This is a genomic window from Acinetobacter sp. WC-743, assembly GCF_000335555.1.
In the GTDB taxonomy this organism is placed as follows: domain Bacteria; phylum Pseudomonadota; class Gammaproteobacteria; order Pseudomonadales; family Moraxellaceae; genus Acinetobacter; species Acinetobacter bereziniae.
The window spans coordinates 22,983-42,672 of record NZ_AMFQ01000148.1 but is presented as its reverse complement, the minus strand read 5'-3'; the positions used below and the strand labels follow the sequence as shown (position 1 = coordinate 42,672).

19 protein-coding genes are annotated in these 19,690 nt (G+C 38.4%); 16 read left to right on the top strand and 3 right to left on the bottom strand.

What is annotated here, in order from left to right; genetic code table 11:
- The first annotated feature begins 2 nt into the window (after positions 1–2).
- The 9 genes from ACINWC743_RS22180 to ACINWC743_RS22140 all read left to right on the top strand — a co-directional run bounded on the left by ACINWC743_RS22180 (position 3) and on the right by ACINWC743_RS22140 (position 7,754).
- On the top strand, positions 3–590 hold the full coding sequence (locus ACINWC743_RS22180) for a malonic semialdehyde reductase (RefSeq protein WP_004828946.1): 588 nt from the start codon (positions 3–5) through the stop codon (positions 588–590).
- A 329-nt stretch (positions 591–919) separates the two neighbouring features.
- Positions 920–2,035 (top strand): pyrimidine utilization protein A, encoded by a 1,116-nt coding sequence (gene rutA / locus ACINWC743_RS22175; protein WP_009587043.1) that lies wholly within the window; start codon positions 920–922, stop codon positions 2,033–2,035.
- Between the two features lie 5 nt (positions 2,036–2,040).
- The gene (rutB, locus tag ACINWC743_RS22170) at positions 2,041–2,811 is read left to right on the top strand and encodes a pyrimidine utilization protein B (RefSeq protein WP_373867890.1); all 771 of its coding nucleotides are present in this window, start codon (positions 2,041–2,043) and stop codon (positions 2,809–2,811) included.
- An 87-nt stretch (positions 2,812–2,898) separates the two neighbouring features.
- Complete coding sequence (rutC, locus tag ACINWC743_RS22165) at positions 2,899–3,282, top strand: pyrimidine utilization protein C (RefSeq protein ID WP_004828938.1); 384 nt, start codon at positions 2,899–2,901, stop codon at positions 3,280–3,282.
- A gap of 94 nt (positions 3,283–3,376) precedes the next feature.
- Positions 3,377–3,943, top strand: a complete 567-nt coding sequence (rutF, locus tag ACINWC743_RS22160) for an NADH-dependent FMN reductase RutF (protein ID WP_005032462.1) — start codon at positions 3,377–3,379, stop codon at positions 3,941–3,943.
- Between the two features lie 24 nt (positions 3,944–3,967).
- A complete protein-coding gene (gene rutG, locus ACINWC743_RS22155; RefSeq protein WP_004828931.1) occupies positions 3,968–5,326 on the top strand; it encodes a pyrimidine utilization transport protein G in 1,359 nt (452 codons plus the stop codon).
- Positions 5,327–5,342: 16 nt separating this feature from the next.
- Positions 5,343–6,245 (top strand): NAD(P)-dependent oxidoreductase, encoded by a 903-nt coding sequence (locus ACINWC743_RS22150; RefSeq protein WP_009587091.1) that lies wholly within the window; start codon positions 5,343–5,345, stop codon positions 6,243–6,245.
- A 198-nt stretch (positions 6,246–6,443) separates the two neighbouring features.
- Positions 6,444–6,683 (top strand): hypothetical protein, encoded by a 240-nt coding sequence (locus ACINWC743_RS22145; protein ID WP_005032456.1) that lies wholly within the window; start codon positions 6,444–6,446, stop codon positions 6,681–6,683.
- A gap of 318 nt (positions 6,684–7,001) precedes the next feature.
- Positions 7,002–7,754 (top strand): class II aldolase/adducin family protein, encoded by a 753-nt coding sequence (locus ACINWC743_RS22140; protein ID WP_009587100.1) that lies wholly within the window; start codon positions 7,002–7,004, stop codon positions 7,752–7,754.
- A gap of 100 nt (positions 7,755–7,854) precedes the next feature.
- Here the strand turns inward: ACINWC743_RS22140 and ACINWC743_RS22135 are convergent, their stop codons facing one another.
- Together ACINWC743_RS22135 and ACINWC743_RS22130 are read right to left on the bottom strand one after the other, a co-directional pair.
- On the bottom strand, positions 7,855–8,544 hold the full coding sequence (locus tag ACINWC743_RS22135) for a pirin family protein (RefSeq protein ID WP_005032452.1): 690 nt from the start codon (positions 8,542–8,544) through the stop codon (positions 7,855–7,857).
- Between the two features lie 172 nt (positions 8,545–8,716).
- The gene (locus ACINWC743_RS22130; RefSeq protein WP_004828919.1) at positions 8,717–9,946 is read right to left on the bottom strand and encodes a L,D-transpeptidase family protein; all 1,230 of its coding nucleotides are present in this window, start codon (positions 9,944–9,946) and stop codon (positions 8,717–8,719) included.
- A gap of 272 nt (positions 9,947–10,218) precedes the next feature.
- On the opposite strand from ACINWC743_RS22130, the gene hemE reads away from it, so the two are divergent.
- The 4 genes from hemE to ACINWC743_RS22110 all read left to right on the top strand — a co-directional run bounded on the left by hemE (position 10,219) and on the right by ACINWC743_RS22110 (position 14,830).
- Complete coding sequence (hemE, locus tag ACINWC743_RS22125) at positions 10,219–11,292, top strand: uroporphyrinogen decarboxylase (RefSeq protein WP_009587053.1); 1,074 nt, start codon at positions 10,219–10,221, stop codon at positions 11,290–11,292.
- 21 nt (positions 11,293–11,313) lie between these two features.
- Complete coding sequence (locus ACINWC743_RS22120; RefSeq protein WP_171064927.1) at positions 11,314–12,120, top strand: DUF817 domain-containing protein; 807 nt, start codon at positions 11,314–11,316, stop codon at positions 12,118–12,120.
- A gap of 144 nt (positions 12,121–12,264) precedes the next feature.
- On the top strand, positions 12,265–12,735 hold the full coding sequence (locus tag ACINWC743_RS22115; protein WP_004828916.1) for a DUF3015 family protein: 471 nt from the start codon (positions 12,265–12,267) through the stop codon (positions 12,733–12,735).
- Between the two features lie 163 nt (positions 12,736–12,898).
- Complete coding sequence (locus ACINWC743_RS22110) at positions 12,899–14,830, top strand: DUF4105 domain-containing protein (RefSeq protein ID WP_009587097.1); 1,932 nt, start codon at positions 12,899–12,901, stop codon at positions 14,828–14,830.
- A 22-nt stretch (positions 14,831–14,852) separates the two neighbouring features.
- Here ACINWC743_RS22110 and ACINWC743_RS22105 read toward each other — a convergent pair whose 3' ends face one another.
- Positions 14,853–15,671: a helix-turn-helix domain-containing protein gene (locus ACINWC743_RS22105; protein ID WP_009587076.1), complete on the bottom strand. Its 819-nt coding sequence runs from the start codon at positions 15,669–15,671 to the stop codon at positions 14,853–14,855.
- Positions 15,672–15,972: 301 nt separating this feature from the next.
- On the opposite strand from ACINWC743_RS22105, the gene eat reads away from it, so the two are divergent.
- The 3 genes from eat to eutC are packed head-to-tail and all read left to right on the top strand — an operon-like array spanning position 15,973 to position 19,618.
- Complete coding sequence (gene eat / locus ACINWC743_RS22100; protein ID WP_009587103.1) at positions 15,973–17,403, top strand: ethanolamine permease; 1,431 nt, start codon at positions 15,973–15,975, stop codon at positions 17,401–17,403.
- Between the two features lie 2 nt (positions 17,404–17,405).
- Positions 17,406–18,788: an ethanolamine ammonia-lyase subunit EutB gene (locus tag ACINWC743_RS22095; RefSeq protein ID WP_009587057.1), complete on the top strand. Its 1,383-nt coding sequence runs from the start codon at positions 17,406–17,408 to the stop codon at positions 18,786–18,788.
- Between the two features lie 14 nt (positions 18,789–18,802).
- Positions 18,803–19,618: an ethanolamine ammonia-lyase subunit EutC gene (eutC, locus tag ACINWC743_RS22090; protein ID WP_009587058.1), complete on the top strand. Its 816-nt coding sequence runs from the start codon at positions 18,803–18,805 to the stop codon at positions 19,616–19,618.
- The last annotated feature ends 72 nt before the right edge of the window (positions 19,619–19,690 follow it).

Genomic DNA, 19,690 nt, shown 5'->3' with positions numbered 1-19,690 from the left:
CGATGAGTAAGCAAGAAAATATAGATTTAGATCAATTGTTTCATCAAGCCAGAACACATAATGGCTGGTTAGATCAGCAAATCTCAACTGAACAAATTCACAAAATCTATGACTTGGTTAAAATGGGACCGACATCAGCCAATTGTTGTCCTGCACGATTTGTATTTTTAACGACGGCTGAGTCAAAAGCCCAGCTTAAACCTGCGTTGTCTACAGGAAATATTGAGAAAACCATGTCGGCGCCTTTGACCGTATTAGTCGCCACAGATCAAAAGTTTTATGATCAATTTGGTAAATTATTTCCGCATGCCGATGCGAAGTCTTGGTTTACGTCAAGCCCTGAACTGACACAAGAAACAGCGTTTCGTAACAGTTCAATGCAGGCTGCTTATTTGATTTTAGCTTGTCGGAGTTTAGGGCTAGATACGGGACCAATGTCTGGCTTTAATCCTCAAAAAGTAAATGATATTTTCTTTAAGAATACGGATTATCAAATTAATATGATCATTAATATTGGATATGGAGATCATACAAAAATATATTCAAGACTACCTAGGTTAGATTTTTTGGAAGCATGTAAAATATTATAAATAATATTTAAATAAGAAAGAATTAAATTAAACCGTATCTATTTTTGATGCGGTTTTTTATTTGATGTAAGTATTTAATTGAGAAGTTTTAGAAATGATCTAATTCGGCGCATTTTGCACCATTTTAGTTTATTGGTGTTTCCATAATATAAAACTATTTTTTACCAAAAGGTAAAATAAAAATTGAATATTAAAAATTAAATATAATAAACAATAGGATAAATTTAGTGGCACGCACTATGCATTATTGAAAATATCAAAGCATCTAAATTTTAGTTTATGGCGAAGTGTTTTTGATTAGAATATTTTTTATGCAGTGAGGTTTAAAGATGAAAATAGGTGTATTTTGTCCGATTGGAAACAATGGCTGGTTGCTTTCAGAAAATGCTCCGCAATATAAACCAACATTTGAGTTGAATAAACAGATTGTACAACGCGCTGAATATTATGGTTTTGATTTTGCGCTTTCTATGATTAAACTCCGCGGTTTTGGCGGTAAAACTGAATTTTGGGATTATAACTTAGAAACTTTTACATTAATGGCAGGTCTTGCGGCTGTGACCAGTAAAATTAAAATTTTTGCGACAGCAGCAACGTTGGTGATGCCTCCAGCAATTGTGGCACGAATGGCTTCAACCATTGACTCAATTTCGAATGGACGATTCGGTTTAAACGTTGTTACGGGATGGCAACCAACTGAATATACACAAATGGGCATGTGGCCTGGGAATGATTATTTTGCCAAGCGTTATGATTATTTGTCGGAATATGTCGAAATTTTACGTGAGTTATGGGCAACAGGAAAATCAGATTTTAAAGGTGAGTTTTTCCAAATGGATGATTGCCAAGTCAAGCCAACACCGCAAGCGGACATGAAAATTATCTGTGCAGGGCAGTCTGAGACAGGTCTCGCGTTCTCTGCACAATATGCAGACTATAACTTTGTTTTTGGAAAAGGGCTAAATACACCAACTGCCTATGCTGAAATCAATGATCGCTTAAAAGTACATACAGATCGAACAGGGCGTGAGGTTCAAACTTATGTGCTGTTTATGGTGATAGCAGCTGAAACAGATCAAGAAGCAATGGATAAATGGAAAAATTACAACGCAGGCGCAGATGTAGAAGCAATTAACTGGCTGATGAATCAAGGAGGTAAAGATCAAACATCTGGCACAGATACCAATATTCGTCAAATGGCGTCTAGCGTATCTCCTGTGAATATCAATATGGGTACGATCGTGGGGGCGTATGACAATGTTGCCAAGATGCTGGATGAAATTGCTGAAATAGATAGGACGGAAGGGATTTTATTAACTTTTGATGATTTTGTACAAGGTGTGGAGGATTTTGGTCAGCGTATTCAACCCTTGATGAAAAGTCGTGAAGCTGTTGTTGCAAGTTATCAAGAACCTAGCCAAACCATTTTGGAGAAAAGCGCATGAATATGATGGAAAACAAACAAGCTCTATCGAACATTGTTTGTGCTGATTTTACCTCTCAAGCAGGTACGGGAAAACTTTTAAAGGCTGAACCTGAATCTATTCAACTGGCACCTGAGCATACAGCACTTATTGTGATTGATATGCAAAATGCTTATACCTCGCTCGGTGGTTATTTAGATCTGGCTGGCTTTGATGTTTCAAAAACTCAACCTGTGGTCGCAAATATAAAAAAAGCGGTTGATGCTGCACATACTGCGGGTATCCAAGTGATCTATTTTCAAAATGGTTGGGATGATCAATATCAAGAGGCAGGTGGTTTAGGTTCACCGAATTTTCATAAATCCAATGCATTAAAAACTATGCGTAAAAAACCAGAGTTGGCAGGCAAATTATTGGCAAAAGGTGGCTGGGATTTTGCATTAATCGATGAGTTAAAACCTGAAGCTCAAGATATTGTTATTGAAAAACCTCGTTATAGCGGCTTCTTTAATACTGCTTTAGATAGCATGTTACGTGCTCGTGGTATACGAAATCTGGTTTTTGTCGGCATCGCCACCAACGTTTGTGTCGAGTCAACCTTGAGGGATGGTTTCTTTTTGGAATATTTTGGCATCGCGCTAGAAGATGCTTGTTATCAGGCAGGTCCAGAAGAAGCTCAAGTCGCAGCTTTATATAACATTAAAACTTTTTTTGGATGGGTATCAAATACCACTGCATTTGTAGAAACTTTTCAATCACCTCAAGAAACTACAGTGGTTTTAAGTCAATCTGCCTAAGTATTTTTTAATGATTTATCCATTTTTGCCACCTGTTAATGATTCAGTTTATGGCGGAGATGGACTTTGTAAAATAAGGAATTTTAAATGTCTAAACAAGTTGTAATCCCAGCAGGAACTTCAAAACCACTCGCCCCTTATGTTCCTGCAACTAAAGCAGACAATATCGTTTATGTTTCAGGCACTTTGGCATTTGATGAAAATAATGATGTGGTTTATGTCGGCGATGCTGCGGGACAAACTCGGCATATTCTAGAAACCATCAAAAGAGTGATAGAAACAGCGGGTGGAACGATGGATGACGTCACGTTTAATTCAATCTTTGTCAAAGATTGGGCAGATTATGCTGCGGTGAATACCGTTTATGCTGAATATTTTCCCAATGATAAACCCGCACGCTACTGTGTTCAGGTGGGGTTAGTCAAACCCGATGCTCTCGTTGAAATTGCATCTGTTGCACATGTGGGATAAGCCTTCGTTCAATTTTATTAATCACCTGAATTTAATTTTTCAACGATATTTTTAACCCCTTTGAACATTTGTGCATCGGGGTGGGAGAGCCATGATGCAAATGATCAAACCAACCAACACAGTCGTAGGTGAAATAATTGAATTCACTCAAGCCAATGAAGCCAATGTTCATTTAGAAGTCGATCAAACCTTATTCAGACAGGGGATGTCCAATTTAGGTGCGGCAGTCAATGTAATCACCACTAAAGGCAAGGCAGGGCAAGCAGGTTTTACAGCTTCCGCAGTATGTAGTGTGACTGATACACCACCCACTTTATTGGTCTGTTTAAATCGATCTTCTTCTGTATACAGTACATTTTCAGAAAATAAAGTTTTATGTGTCAACACATTGGGGTCAAATCAGGCAGATTTATCTAATTTATTTGGTGGAAAAACACCCATGCAAGAAAGATTTGCACAAGCCAACTGGAGTGAGCTGATCACTGGCTCACCCGTGTTGGAGAGTGCATTGATTTCGTTTGATTGTGAAGTTGTTTCGAGTCAATCCGTAGGAAGCCATGATGTGCTGTTTTGCCAAGTCAAAGCAATAAGACACAATCCAGACTTAAATGCGCTTCTGTATTTTAAACGTAACTATTGTGAACCTCAAAACGTATGTTGATTTTTAAATATGGGGAATTAAAAAATGGCGACAAAAGAACCGTGGTTTGCTTCATTTAAACCTTATACAGGAAATTTAGACCAAACACCTGTGCAGATTGACGAGTATTTACCAGCAGGAAAAAGCATCGTACTGGGCTTACAACATGCTTTTGCAATGTTTGGTGCAACTGTTTTAGCACCTTTATTGATGGGTTTTGATCCGAACTTAACCATATTCATTACAGGGATTGGCACAATTTTATTTTTCCTCATGACTGGTGGAAGAATGCCGAGTTATCTCGGGTCGAGTTTTGCATTTATTGGTGCTGTAGCAGCAGCAACAGGTTACACAGGTGTTGGAACAAATCCCAATATCGCAGTGGCTTTGGGAGGAACTATTGCCTGTGGTTTGGTTTACGCTGCCATCGGTTTAATCGTGATGAAAACAGGAACAGGTTGGATAGAAAAACTGATGCCTCCGATCGTTACTGGGGCAATTGTCATGATCATTGGACTAAACCTTGCACCAGTCACCATTAAAAGCGTTTCAGCAAATTCTTTTGATACTTGGATGGCAATTCTCACAATCGTGTGTATTAGTGTCATTGCTGTATTTACCCGAGGGATGATGCGTCGACTTTTGCTTTTGCTGGGGTTGGTCTGTGCTTATGTCCTGTATTTTATTCTTGCCAATGTCATGGGACTAGGCAAAGCCATTGATTTTGCCGTGATCAATAACGCTGCTTGGTTTGGATTACCACATTTTGTTGCACCGACATTTAATGCCAATGCGATGCTTTTGATAGCACCTGTTGCCATCATTCTCGTTGCGGAAAACTTAGGTCATTTTAAAGCGGTCTCTGCCATGACTGGGCGAAATTTATCGCCTTATATGGGGCGCGCATTTTTTGCTGATGGTGTTTGTACAACTTTATCAGCATCAGTCGGTGGCACAGGAATGACCACTTATGCTGAAAATATTGGCGTGATGGCGGTGACCAAGATTTACTCGACGACCGTATTTGTGATTGCTGGTATTTTTGCCATCTTATTGGGGTTATCACCTAAATTTGGTGCGGTCATCAGTACCATTCCAGTCGCTTTACTTGGCGGAGCGTCTATTGTGGTGTTTGGTTTAATCACTGTGGCAGGCGCAAAAATTTGGATAGATAACAAAATTGATTTTACTAAAAATAGTACCCTTATCATTGCTGCTGTCAGTCTGATCATGGGGGCGGGGAATTTTAGCGTGCATATTGGCTCGTTTGATTTAGGCGGTATCGGTACAGCCACTTTGACTGCAATTATTCTAAATTTATTCCTCAACCGCGGCGAAAAGCCCTCTGGTGCAGTGCAGACGGAGTCTGATGAAAGTATCAAGTCATTTACGCATAGTGCTTAAAACGGAGATGAATGTGATGAGCAATAATACAAAAGACAGTGAGTTGCCCCATGTCGCATTCATTGGGCTTGGGGCAATGGGATGGCATATGGCTTCCCATCTGCCTAAGGTATGTAAAACAGTAAAAGTCTGGAATCGAAATTTTGAAAAAGCCCAACAACATGCGCAAAGCTTTGGAACAATTGCTGTAAATTTACAAGAAGCAGTACAGGCAGACATCATTTTTTCTTGTTTACCCACCAGCGCAGATGTTGAAAACTTGATTGCCAGGGTCAGTTTAAAAGCTGGAAGTATTTGGGTGGATTGTACCAGTGGTATTCCCAGTTCAGCGTGTCAATTGGCAGAAAAGCTAAAAAAGTTAAATATTGATTATTTGGATGCACCTGTTTCAGGACAAACCATCGGAGCAGAAAATGGCACTCTGACCGTGATGTTGGCAGGTCATTATGATGCCTGTCTACGTGCAAAGCCATTTATTCAAGCCTTTGCTGATCTCATTGAATATGTGGGCGAAAGTGGTTCTGGTTTTGCAGTAAAAGCTGTTAACAATAGTTTAATGGCTGTGAATCTTTGGGCAGCCGCCGAAGGGCTAAGTATTTTAAAAGCCCAACAAGTGGATTTAGCAGCGGCGCTTAACTGTATCAATCATTCCAGTGGGCGAAGTGGTATGTCTGAAACCATCGTTGCACAGAGAATCTTGAATGGTGCATTTGATCGAAGCTTTGCTTTAAACCTGCTTCAAAAAGATATGGGGATTGCTATAGATTTAATGCGTCGTAGCCAACTCGAACTTCAAGTATTGCAAACAACCCATGCTTGCTATGATCTGATTAAAACAACAGATGCAGCATCCATGGACTTTTCAGCAGCAATACAACGTTTGGAGCAAGACACAGGCTACAAATTACGGTTTTATTGACTTGGTTTTAAATATTTGAAATTTAAATAATATTTAATTTATCTTATTGCTATTCTAGCAATAGAAATATCTCAAAAATGTTGATCTTTATATTGAACGCCCTGTGCGACAATTTTTGTCGCACAGGGCGTTTTTGTATCTAGTAATAGTTTTCCCAATTTATATAATAGAACCTGTAAGCACGATGAGATTTAAAATATGAACGATTTAATTAAAGTACGCGAAGTTTTAAAGAATATTCAAAATCAACATAATAAAAATCGAGCCATTTCTTTGGTAGGAATGGTTGATTTAAATGAACTTGATATTACATGGTTGATTGAAGAAAATTATATTGAAATTGATGATGCTATTTCATATTTAGATAATAAAAACATTGTTTTTATTAAGGATTTAACTTTTAAAGGTAAAAAATTACTTTACCAACTTAGTGTCTAGTTAAGTTTTATAAAAACAATAAGACATGAATAAGAATAAGATAAAACAATAATCGTTTTTTATTTTTTTTTTTTGAAAAAAATAATAATAAGAATACGGCTGAATAACAATAAATGAAAAAGAAAAATAAATAATAATAAAATATGATAATTGATAATTTTAAATCCAAATCAATAGATTAGTGTTGGTTTGGATTTTTTACATTTAAACTAAGCAAAATGATACTTGGGCGGGTCATTCACGAATTAAAACTTGTATCGTGGTTGAACACTGGTTAAAAATGAATAACGATCAATCGATACTAAAAAGGATTTTAGGATGAAACGACCAAAGTATATGCAAAAATCAGAATGGGAAGCACGTTGCCAGTTGGCAGCACTGTATCGTTTAATTGCATATTTTAAAATGACAGATTTGATTGATACACATATCAGTTTACGCGTTCCCGATGAATCTAATCATTTTCTGATTAATCGTTATGGCGTGACTTTTGATCAAATGACTGCTTCTGATTTGGTCAAAATTGACCATCAAGGCAATATCGTGGCAAAAGGTGATCAAGGTAAGATGGTCAATGTCGCTGGATTTGTGATTCATTCTGCCTTACACCATGCCAATGATCAGATTAACTGTGTGATTCATACCCATACAGCAGATGGTATTGCCGTTTCTGCGCAAGAAAAAGGGTTATTGCCTTTGTCTCAACATGCACTGAAGTTTTATAACAATATTGCCTATCATGAGTATGAAGGGATTGCTTTTTCAACCGAAGAACGTGAGCGTTTAGTTAAAGACCTTGGTGAGCATCGTTGTATGATCTTGCGCAATCATGGTTTATTGGCAACGGGGAATAGCATAGCTCGAGCATTTCATGAAATTTATTTTCTTGAACGTGCCTGTCAGATTCAGATTAAAGCCATGAGCAGTTCAAAGTTACATTATCCGAGTAAAGAGGTTTCAGAATATACTGTGAAGCAATTTGAAAGTGACGCTGCTGAACCGATTATCTGTGCAGCTTGGAATGCTGCATTATCATTGATCAAAGATCAGAAAAAGGATTATTGTCGTTGAGTGAGGGAGTACTCGCCCTATCTTGAGCTGAATAGGCGGTTTTGAAATAGTATAAAAAAACCTCCATTTATTGCATATGGAGGTTTTTATTTCAGCAGGATTAACTGTTTAAATCAAACCAAATAAATTGGCTGTTTTCATGTGCAGTGAGTGTTGAATCTTCATCAAATAAGTAAGCATCGCCTGCTTTCAGTACTTGACCGGCAATATCAATCTCACCTTCGATCACATGCACATAGTTAAATTTTTGAGTCGCTTTAACGTCTAAGCTGTGATCTTTTTCCAAATATGCTGCTTTGATTTCAGCATTTTGACGAATGTGCATAGGAGCATCATCATTTGGACCAACAATCAATTGCCATTCATTCGGTGATTTTTTAGGATCACGTTCGATTTGTTGATAATTCGGTTCAGCATCACGAACATTTGGAATCACCCAGATTTGAAGCATATGAACAGCTTCATCACCTTGGTTAATTTCGCTGTGTTGTACACCAGTACCTGCACTCATCAATTGCCATTCACCTGCATTGATATGACGTTCATTTCCCATACTGTCTTTATGTGAAATTGTGCCTTTCAATACACAGGTCAAGATTTCCATATTGTCGTGAGGATGAGTACCAAAGCCATTGTGTGCGGCAATCGTATCATCATTGATTACACGTAAAGATCCTACACCCATGTATTTTGGGTCATACCAACTACCAAATGAGAAGCTGTGTTTGGTGTCCAACCACCCCATTTTGACATGACCACGATTTTCGCTGTGATGTAAAAAAGTATTCATCTCAAATCTCCAATTCTTTATTTTTTAACATAAGTTGAGTTTAATATTTAAATATATGAGATGAAATAATGAAATTACAACACATTGTTTTGTTTTTGCAACGCTGTTTAACAGGTACTTTAAATAAAAAACCAGTGCATTAGCACTGGTTCTATACGGTTAAAGTGTTTGATTATTCAAGGAACTTAACGGTAACACCTGATTTCACTTTTTTACCGAGATCATTTGCATCCCAGTTGGTTAGGCGGATACAACCATGCGATGCAGTCTTAGAAATCGCAGATGGGTTTGGTGTACCATGAATACCGAATGATTTTTTGCTTAAACCAATCCAGATATTACCTACAGGTGCATTAGGACCAGGTGGTAATGACAGTGGTTTCAAGTTTTTACCTTGTACAAAGTTGCTCGGTGAGTAGCTGTACCACGGATTACGTGCTACACCAGTTACTTTATAAGTGCCTGTTGGTGACGGAGTATCTGAACTACCAATGGTTGCAGGGAACGAGCCAACCATTTGGTTTTGCGCATTAAACAAATACAACTGTTTGGCGCCTTTATGCGCAACGATCAAATGAATGTTTTCAGGTAATTCGTTACGGATATTGGTAACAATGATTTTTTCGCCAACTTTGTTGAAGTTCGCTTTTGGATTAAGTTTCTTTAAGAAATCTTCATCCATATGGAACTTTTCGCCCAACATTTCTGTAACACGTGTGTAGTACAAACCTGGCATTTTTGCTTGTAATGCATAATCATGTGGGATTGATTTTGCATATGGACCTTTTAAGTCCTCCGCAGTGATAGCGTATTCAACAAAAGCTGGTTTGTTGCCTTGTTGAGTCACAAGTGCATCCCAAGTTTCTTTGGTTAATTCACCTGTTGGTTTAATACCATTCATTTGTTGGAATGAAGCAATGGCTTTCAAAGTGTTCATACCACTTGAACCATCAATAGCGCCAGGAGAAGCGTGAGCATTATTTAACATGACGTGCGCACGTGCATAAACAGGGAATTGTCCTCTGCCAATATTTTCGTACCATTGAGCGTTGTTTATTCCGTCTAAAGTCCAAGATGCTTTAGCTGCATTCGGATTTGTAGGTGTTTTCGCTGGCGTAGTTTGTGGTGCAGATGGCGAAATTGCTGTATCTGAAGTTTTATCCTCAGTTTTTTCTAAATTCTGTAGCGTGTTTGCTGCTTTGTCCAAATCTTGTTGCTCTTGCGGACTGATCTGTGCTTCTACACTTGAAGCAGAACTGTCAATGGCAAGTGGATCGATAGGATCTTCAACAGGAGCAGCAACTTTTTTAGGCGTTAGCGGTTGCTCAGCTGTAGATGCAGCAAATGCTGTACCTGTTAACACACAGCTTAAACTCAAAGCAAGAATTGAGCGAACGAACATGTAGATCAACCTTAAGAATTATTCATAATTTATGACTAAAAATCTGCTTAAGTATTACAGAATTTATAAGGTGTTGCAGTATTTGTTTTGTGTTAATCATTTTTTTCTATAGACATTTTTGTCCCAGATGAGTTTTGTTTTGTTTTCGTATACAAAATTGCTGCTCAAATCAATAAGCTCAAAACTTTATTGAGAAAAATTTTCAAGAAATGAATATCAGTGGGACCTTTTTGTTATGATGGTGCGAAATTAATATTTGATTGGGAAAGTAAATGACGACCTTAAAAAATGATCGTTTTCTACGTGCCTTATTGCGTGAACCTGTAGATACCACACCAGTTTGGATGATGCGTCAAGCAGGGCGCTATTTACCAGAGTATCGTGAAACACGTGCTAAAGCGGGTGATTTTCTTTCTCTTTGTAAAAATACTGAATTTGCTTGTGAAGTGACTTTGCAACCATTACGCCGCTATGAATTGGATGCTGCCATTTTATTTTCAGATATTTTGACAGTACCTGATGCTTTAGGTTTAGGGCTTTATTTCGAAACAGGTGAAGGACCTAAATTTCATAAAACTGTGCGTACCGAACAAGATGTCGCAAATTTACCCAAATTTAATGCCAAGTCTGATCTTGCCTATGTCATGAATGCAGTTTCAACTATTCGTTCTGCATTGGCGGGTCAAGTGCCTTTAATTGGTTTTTCAGGCAGCCCTTGGACATTGGCTACCTATATGGTTGAAGGTGGTTCAAGCAAAGACTTTCGATTCACCAAGCAAATGATGTATGCGCAACCCGAAGTCTTACATGCATTATTAGACCGTCTCGCTGATGCCGTAATTGATTATTTAAATGCCCAAATTGAGGCAGGTGCTCAAGCTGTTCAAATTTTTGATAGTTGGGGTGGTACATTAGCACATCGTGAATATCTAGAATTTTCACTGAAGTATATGCAAAAAATCGTTGCTGGATTAAAACGTGAAAATGAAGGGCGTAAAGTGCCTGTAATTTTATTTACTAAAGGTGGTGGTCAATGGTTGGAACCAATGATCGCGACAGATGCAGATGCGTTTGGTTTAGATTGGACAACACCTTTAAATGTTGCACGTCAAACAGTGAATGGACGAGCAGCATTACAGGGTAATTTAGATCCTGCAACGCTCTATGGTTCAGCCACGACGATTGCAAAAGCAACTCAGGCAATGTTGGATGATGCCTATGCGAATGGTGAAAAAACAGGTTATGTCGCCAATTTAGGTCATGGCATAACCCAGTGGGTGGATCCTGATCATCCAAAAATATTTATTGATACTGTACATGATTATAGTGCGAAATATTTAGGCTAAGTGTTTTTTATTAATCATATGATGAACTACTTTAAATCATTGTTTGAATTTCTATCTAAGGCAGCTTCAGCTGCCTTATTTGGTATTTTATTGCTGATCGCATTTATCATCACGGCTAAAATGGGAAGCCAAGAGTTTTACGGTTTTTTCCGTTATGACTATCTTTTGTTTTATGCACTCATTATTCAAGCCTGTTTGCTTTATCTAAAATTAGAATCATGGGCAGAAGCTAAAGTCATTGCTTTGTTCCATATCATGGCAATGGGTATGGAAATTTTCTTGACTCATCCGCAAATTGCTTCTTGGCAATACCCGCAACCTGCTGTATTTAAAATTTTAACTGTGCCTTTGTTTGCAGGGTTTATGTATTCAGCAGTCGGAAGTTTCTTTGCACGATCATTGCGCTTATACCAAGTCTCATTTTTAAATTTACCTCGTTTTGGCAATATGCTGAGTTTAGCTGTGTTGTCTTATATCAACTTTATGAGTAAATTTTTTATTCCTGATTTTCGCAATGTGCTTTTTATCTGGAGTGTAGTAATTTTCTGGAAAACTAAAATATCTTTCAGATTACAACAACATGAGTTTCAGCTTCCAATGTTGCCTGTACTAATTGTTTTGGCATTTATCATTTGGATTGCTGAGAATATCAGCACTTTCAATAAAATATGGCTGTATCCGAGTCAGGTCGATGCATGGCATATGGTGGGTTGGGGGAAACTCGGTTCTTGGTATCTGTTACTACTTTTAAGCTTGGTCTTGGTGCTTAAGATTTTGGGAAATCGAATGGAAAATGGTGATTGGTCACTTAAAAAATACAATAAATAATTTTTAAGTGATTAAATTTTGATTTGCTTATCTGAATTTATGTGATAAATCTACGTGGGTGTAACATCCGTTGCATAGTTTGCAAAACAACAATTCACATATGTTGTATTAAAAATAATACATATGAAAATTCTGGAGAATTATATGTTAAAAAAAATCGCTTTAGCTGCTGTATTGGCTGCGGGTTCTAGTGTTGCTATGGCTGATCCAGACGTCGGTTGTGGTGTGGGTTCTCAAGTTTGGGCTGGTCAATCTGGTAAAGTACCTAAAATTTTAGCAGCTACCACAAATGGGCTGTTTACTAATCAATTACTCGGTATTACTTTTGGTACTTTAGGTTGTAATGGTAATGGTAAAGTGACTGCGCAAGTGGTTACTTTTACGAATGAAAATTCTGAATCACTGGCACGTGATATGGCTGTAGGACAAGGTGAAAGCTTAACTGTACTTGCATCTTTGTTAAATGTTAAAGATGCTGATAAGGCACATTTCTATGCTGTGGCTAAATCTAACTTTGCCAATATCTATTCAGTAGAAAATCAAAATTCTCTACAAGTATTGGCATCACTTCAACAAGTGATGGCAAATGATGCTGTTTTAAAAGCTTACGTTTAAGCCAGAAAAAACCCTGCTTTGGTGCAGGGTTTTTTTATTCAAAATTATTGCTCAATATACGATTGAAAATGAAACAAGATAAGCTACATGAAACAGGGAAAGTCGTGAGTTGATCCCAACTTATAATTACCACATTTTATAACCATGATAAATTGATGATTGAATGAAATACATAGCACTTAGTTTTAGCGTATTCAGCACATTACTGACCATTTATTCCCATGCAGAAACACCAACATTAGAACAACAGACCTTAGCGAACTATTTGCAACTAGCTCAACAAAAACAATTGGCTGAACAGGTGACATGGAAACGTTTACTTTATGCTGAGGGCACTGCAGAACTTGGATCAAATCAAAAAAAGCTCTATCAAAGTGAAGTCAGCTATTCAGGTTATTTTTATGCTCTAGATGGGCGAACCAATATTCAACATGAGTTAGATGCCGATATCAAAGCATTGTTCCAAAAGGCTGAACCGAATCAATCCATTCGCTGTAAATTTCCTGCCCGAAGCCAATGGTTGATGCAGCAGTTAAATATTACTGAACAACAGTTACCTGTTATTTCTTGTCCGGAATTTGATCAATGGTTTGGACAAATTAAACCTTATAAAGCCACCTTGATCTATGCGACGGATTTTATGGGAAATCCAAGTTCAATGTTTGGACATACCTCACTTCGGCTTGATCCAAAAGATCAGAAGCAATTGAATTTGGTATCTTATGCAATTAACTATGCTGCCACCGTCAATAGTGAAGACAACTGGTCATATGCGTGGAAAGGTCTGGTTGGAAAATATCCAGGTGAATATTCATTAATGCCGTATTATCGAAAAGTAAAAGAATATGGTGATTTTGAAAGTAGGGATCTTTGGGAATATGAACTCAATTTAAATCCAGAGGAAACTGCATTTTTAGTCAAACATATTTGGGAAATGCAAAAAGTCAGCTTTCCTTATTATTTTGTCAGTGACAATTGCGCTTATCGATTGCTTGGTTTACTTGATCTTGTTCGTCCCGATTCAAATTTACGAAAAAAATTTACTTATGCTGCCATACCGATTGAAACCATTAAGGCAATTGATCAACAAGGATTAATTCAAGAAACGGTGTATCGCCCTGCATTAGAAACACAATTAAATTCGCAAGCCAAACAGCATGGTCATCAGCTAGCTAAGATAGCACATGAAGTTGCATCATTAGAACCGCAACAGATGCCACAAGCGATTGCTGCCTATAATGAAGCAGATCGAGCTAAAATTTTAGAAATGGCGTATGACGATTTATACTTACAGTTTGTAGCGCGACAAGTCGATGCAGGCTATACACAGCCACGTTTTAGACAATTGCTCGGGTTGCGTAGTCAGATTTCAATTGCAAAGCAACGTCAAGCGCCCGCTGAACCTAAGATTAACCCCGTCAAAGGGCATGATGCACGTAAATGGTCAGTTGCTGTAGGTGAGGTTCAAGGAGATAAGTATGCTGAGCTTGGTCATCGACAGGCTTATCATGACTTAACTGATCCACAAGGTGGTTTCCGAATAGGGACCCAATTACAGTTCTTAGATGGTGCAGCGCAGTGGCGAAATGACCGTTTAAAGCTCGAACATCTTGATCTACTCACAGTGAACTCGTATAACCCGATTACATCTTTTAAAACACCAATAACCTGGGGCTTTACTTTGGGTTGGCAACAAGAAGCAATTCAAAATGGGCAGTTTACAGACCAACAACAACATGGTGTCATGAGTGCAAAAGCGCAGTCTGGTTATACCATTGCGGATGATGATCGGAAACATTTGTGTTATGCCGAGTTGCAAACTCAGTTGCAAGCAGGAAAGTCATTGGATAAGGGATGGCGGCTAGGATTGGGTCCAACTGTAGGTTGTCAAAATATTTGGTCGGATCGGCTGAATAGTGTAGTTCAAGTGGAATTGCCATATTGGCAAGATACAAGTCAGTGGAATTTACGGGTGAACAGCTTGTTTCAATACGCACTAGATTCACAAAATAGTGTGCACCTAAAATGGGAATATCAACAACAAAATCAAATAGATTGGCAGAAAGTCGGTTTGGGTTTTGTTCACTATTTTTAGGCAGTTACAATCATCGAAAAAATTATCCAAGTAGGTTTTGGATTCGTATTCGAAGAATTTGTTGCCACTTGCGTAAAAAAGGGCTTTTGCATTTTGTAAAATAATCACCTTGATCAAGCTCTCGGATTGTATCGAGATAACCTGCGTCAAGTGCTTCTTCGAGTAGTTTAAAATCCGCAAAAACTTCAGCCTGAATTTGATAAGTTCGGGCGCAGATCAATTCGCCAACTTTATTTTTTAAATATGAAATTTCAGATTTTAGTGTGTTGAGGCTGATATTTTCATCCTCATATAGATAAAGGTGTAATTGTTCTAAGCTTAAGCCCATCGGATTGAGAATTAAAATACAGATGATTTCAAATTGGCGTGGTGTTAGAAGTACAGGCTGGTGATTGATTTTTATTTCATATTGGTTTGAATAAGCTTGGATGGACAAACACTGTATTGGTTCTTGATTTATTTTTTGTACAATCATCTCTGCACATTGCGTTGCAGCCAATTGTCCAAAAATATTTTCTTGTTTAAAACGGTTAAATAAAATCACCTCGCCATAAATATAGTGAGTTTTTAAATCGAAAATAGGAGCTTTGTAAACATATTCATTCTGTGATTCAAAGGGATACTCTATGTGTTGTTGTGAAGGCAATTGACTCGGATGGGATGTACACCAAAACAAACCTTTATACATATCCCAAATTTGTATCGTAATTAAAGCCAAGGATGCGGTATTGAGTAAGTCATTTTTACAGGCAATTAACGCAAATCTTAGCTTTTGATTTGCAAGTGAATCCTTCTGTGTTTGTTTTAGATTTTCATTCAAAGCATCAGTTTTTTCATCCATGGTCTTGGTCACATTGCATTTTATTTGTGTATAAAATCTAAATACTATATTAATTTTATTAAATAAATAGCAACTATGTATTTTTACTCCTTTTAATTTTTGCTTGATGATCGTTTTCTCCAATTTCTATTTTTAAATGTTCTTCAACTTTTTTCCTACCTTTGTTTGTTAGATTGAAATTGAATCTGTTTTAACGGAAGAAACAGAACACTGATTAAAACAAATGAATAAAAATTGATGTGACCCAAGGAAAGGCACTTTTTTTGCTTATACAAGAAAAGGCAATTAAAAAGGAACGATGATGAGCGATCACAATGAACCATTATCTGTCGGTAAGGCGGGTGATTCCAAAGATTATTTTGCACAAAGAGAACTTAAAAAAGGCGCAGTCGGCTGGCTGTTATTGGTTGGTTTGGGTGTTGCCTATGTCATTTCCGGTGATTTTGCGGGTTGGAATTTTGGGATTGCACAAGGCGGTTGGGGCGGGATGTTTGTCGCGGTTGTTCTTGCTGCCATTATGTATTTATGCATCTGCCTTTCCATGTCTGAAATGTCGACCATGATGCCCACAGCAGGGGGAGGTTATAGTTTTGCTCGGATGGCTTTTGGTCCATTTGGGGGCTATCTGACTGGAACTGCGATCTTGATTGAATATGCGATTGCGCCAGCAGCAATTGCGACATTTATTGGTGCATATTGTGAGTCCCTATTTGGTATTGGAGGGTGGATCATCTATTTGATGTGTTATTTAGTCTTTATGGGGCTTCATTTAAAAGGTGCAGGTGAAGCGCTTAAAATCATGTTTGTGATTACTGCGATCGCCGTCGTTGCAGTTGTGGTGTTTTTAGTGGCTATGGTTCCCCATTTTAATAGTGCGAATTTATTTGATATCGCAGTTGATTCATCAAAAGTAGGTGCAAGCAGCTTTTTACCTCAAGGCTATTTAGGCATTTGGGCAGCAGTTCCTTATGCGATTTGGTTTTTTCTTGCAGTTGAGGGTGTTCCTTTGGCTGCGGAAGAAGCAAAAAATCCTGCACAATCTTTACCTCGTGGTTTGATTGGAGCCATGTTGATTTTAGCTGCATTTGCTATTCTGATCTTAATTCTCAGTGGTGGCGCAGCAGGTGCAAGTGTATTGAAAGACTCAGGTGCGCCGTTGGTGGATGCACTTGTTAAAGTTTATGGGCATGGTTGGTTAGCCAATTTTGTTAACTTTGTCGGTTTGGCTGGTCTAATCGCAAGCTTTTTTTCCATTATCTATGCCTATTCACGACAAATTTTTGCACTTTCTCGGGCAGGTTATTTACCGACTTCGTTGTCTTTGACTAATAAAAACAAATCGCCTTATTTAGCCGTAATTATACCGGGCATTATCGGTTTTTTATTATCACTAACCAAACAGGGTGATCTGCTGATTTTAATCGCAGTATTTGGAGCAACGATCTCATATGTATTGATGATGATGGCACATATTAAGTTGCGCATTTCTCAACCTGATGTATATCGCCCATATCGAACGCCAGGAGGGATTGTAACCTCAAGCATTGCTTTGATTTTATCGATTGTTGCGGTGGTTGCAGGTTTTCTTGTTGATCCTAAAGTTTGGTTTATTGCTTTGGGTATTTATGTGGTGTTTATTCTGTATTTTCTAGTATATAGCCGCCATCATTTGATTTCAGGGACACCCGAAGAAGAGTTTGCCAGTATTAAGGCAGCAGAGCAGGAATTATAACTATGGCTTATCGGCACAATGTTGCACAGCAACAATTTATTTTCCAAGACTTAAAAACTTTAATGGCAAAGGCGACACCGCTGCGTTCTGGAGATGAATTGGCAGGCGTCGCTGCTAGCAATGCAACAGAACGAGTAGCGGCACAAATGGCGCTTGCCGAAGTCCCGTTAAAAACCTTTTTAAATGAGGCTGTCATTGATTATGACACAGATGACATTACGCGCCTCATTATGGATGAGCATCGCGCAGATTTGTTCGCACCAATTTCACATTTTACTGTAGGTGACTTTAGAAATTGGTTGTTAAGTGAAGAAGCAACGGCTGAGACACTGGCAAATTTAGCCAAGGGGCTTACACCTGAGATGGTGGCTGCTGTCAGTAAAATCATGCGCAATCAAGATCTGATTCTGGTGTCCAGTAAGTGCGAAGTGGTCACACAGTTTCGTAATACGATTGGCTTGAAAGGGCATTTATCTACACGCTTACAACCCAATCACCCGACCGATGATGTATTGGGGATTTCTGCAAGTTTATTGGATGGTTTAATGTATGGGAATGGTGACGCGGTCATTGGCATTAATCCTGCCACAGATAACTTACATAATCTGTCTGAGTTGCTCAAACTGCTTGATCACATTATTCAAGAGTATGAAATTCCAACCCAATCTTGTGTATTGACTCATATCAGTTCAGGCATTCAGCTTGCAGAAAGAAATATTCCCATTGATCTGATGTTTCAATCAATAGCAGGAACACAATTAGCAAATGATGGTTTTGGAGTAACGCTCGACTTGCTCCAAGAGGGCTATGAAGCGACTTTGGCACTGAACAGGGGAACAATTGGTCAAAATGTCATGTATTTTGAAACAGGACAAGGCAGTGCCTTATCCAGTAATGCTCATCATGGCGTAGACCAACAAACCATTGAAGCACGGGCTTACGCTGTCGCACGTAAATACAATCCTTTATTGGTTAATACTGTAGTCGGTTTTATTGGTCCTGAATATTTGTATGACGGTAAACAAATTATTCGAGCCGGTTTAGAGGATCATTTCTGTGGCAAGTTACTCGGTGTGCCTATGGGATGTGATATTTGTTATACCAACCATGCCGACGCAGATCAAAATGATATGGATGTGCTGTTAACTCTATTTGGTGCGGCAGGCATCAATTTTATTATGGGCATTCCAGGTTCAGATGATGTGATGTTGAACTATCAAACCACTTCTTTCCATGATGCGCTGTATTTACGTCAGTTAATGGGTTTAAAACCTGCCCCTGAATTCTCAGCTTGGTTGGATCATCAGGGCATTTTTCATCAAGAACAACGCCAGATTCAATGGCCGAATAGTATGCCTAAAAATTTTGCTAAATTATTATCGTAAAAGGAGCATCAAGCATGAAGCTCTCCAAATTTGAAACCTTCTCTAATGGTCTGTATGAAGACCCGTGGCACAAACTCAAACAATATACCGATGCTCGAATTGCAATGGGGCGAGTCGGCTGCAGTATTCCGACTCAAGAATTACTTAATTTTCAGCTCTCACATGCTCAAGCCAAAGATGCTGTTTTTCATCAATTGAATATTGAAGATATGCAGCACAAGCTGACGGATTTAAACTTTCAAAGCCTCGTGGTCGAAAGTAAGGCAACAAACAAAGAAATTTATTTAAAACGCCCAGATTATGGACGTCAATTATCTGAACAATCGCAAATGCAATTAACCGATTATGTGGCTGACCATCCGCAACAATATGATGTATGTATTGTCGCAGGTGATGGACTTTCCGCACGTGCCATTGAGGAGAATGCAATTGCCTATATCAACTCGTTAGGGGAGCATATTGTTGCTGAAGGATGGACACTTGCTCCGATTGTGATCGCGACAGGAAGTCGAGTTGCCTTAGGAGATGAAGTAGCTCAAACGTTCAATGCCCCAATGCTAATTATGTTGATTGGCGAACGTCCGGGTTTAAGTTCACCTGATAGTATGGGGATTTATTATACTTGGAAAGCGCGGAAAGGCTGTTTGGACTCAGGTCGAAACTGCATTTCCAATGTACGACCTGCGGGATTAAGCATTCAAATTGCAACTCAGCGTTTAATGGCACTCATGCGAAATTCATTTAAATTACAACTTTCAGGCGTTGATTTAAAAGATGATCATGTGGTGCCTTTGCAAAATAATCAACAGCCTCCCAAATTGTTATTTTAATTGTCAATATTACTTTTTCATTACAATTTTAAGTACCAAGCAATATCTGAATCTTATTGGGTATTGCTTTTT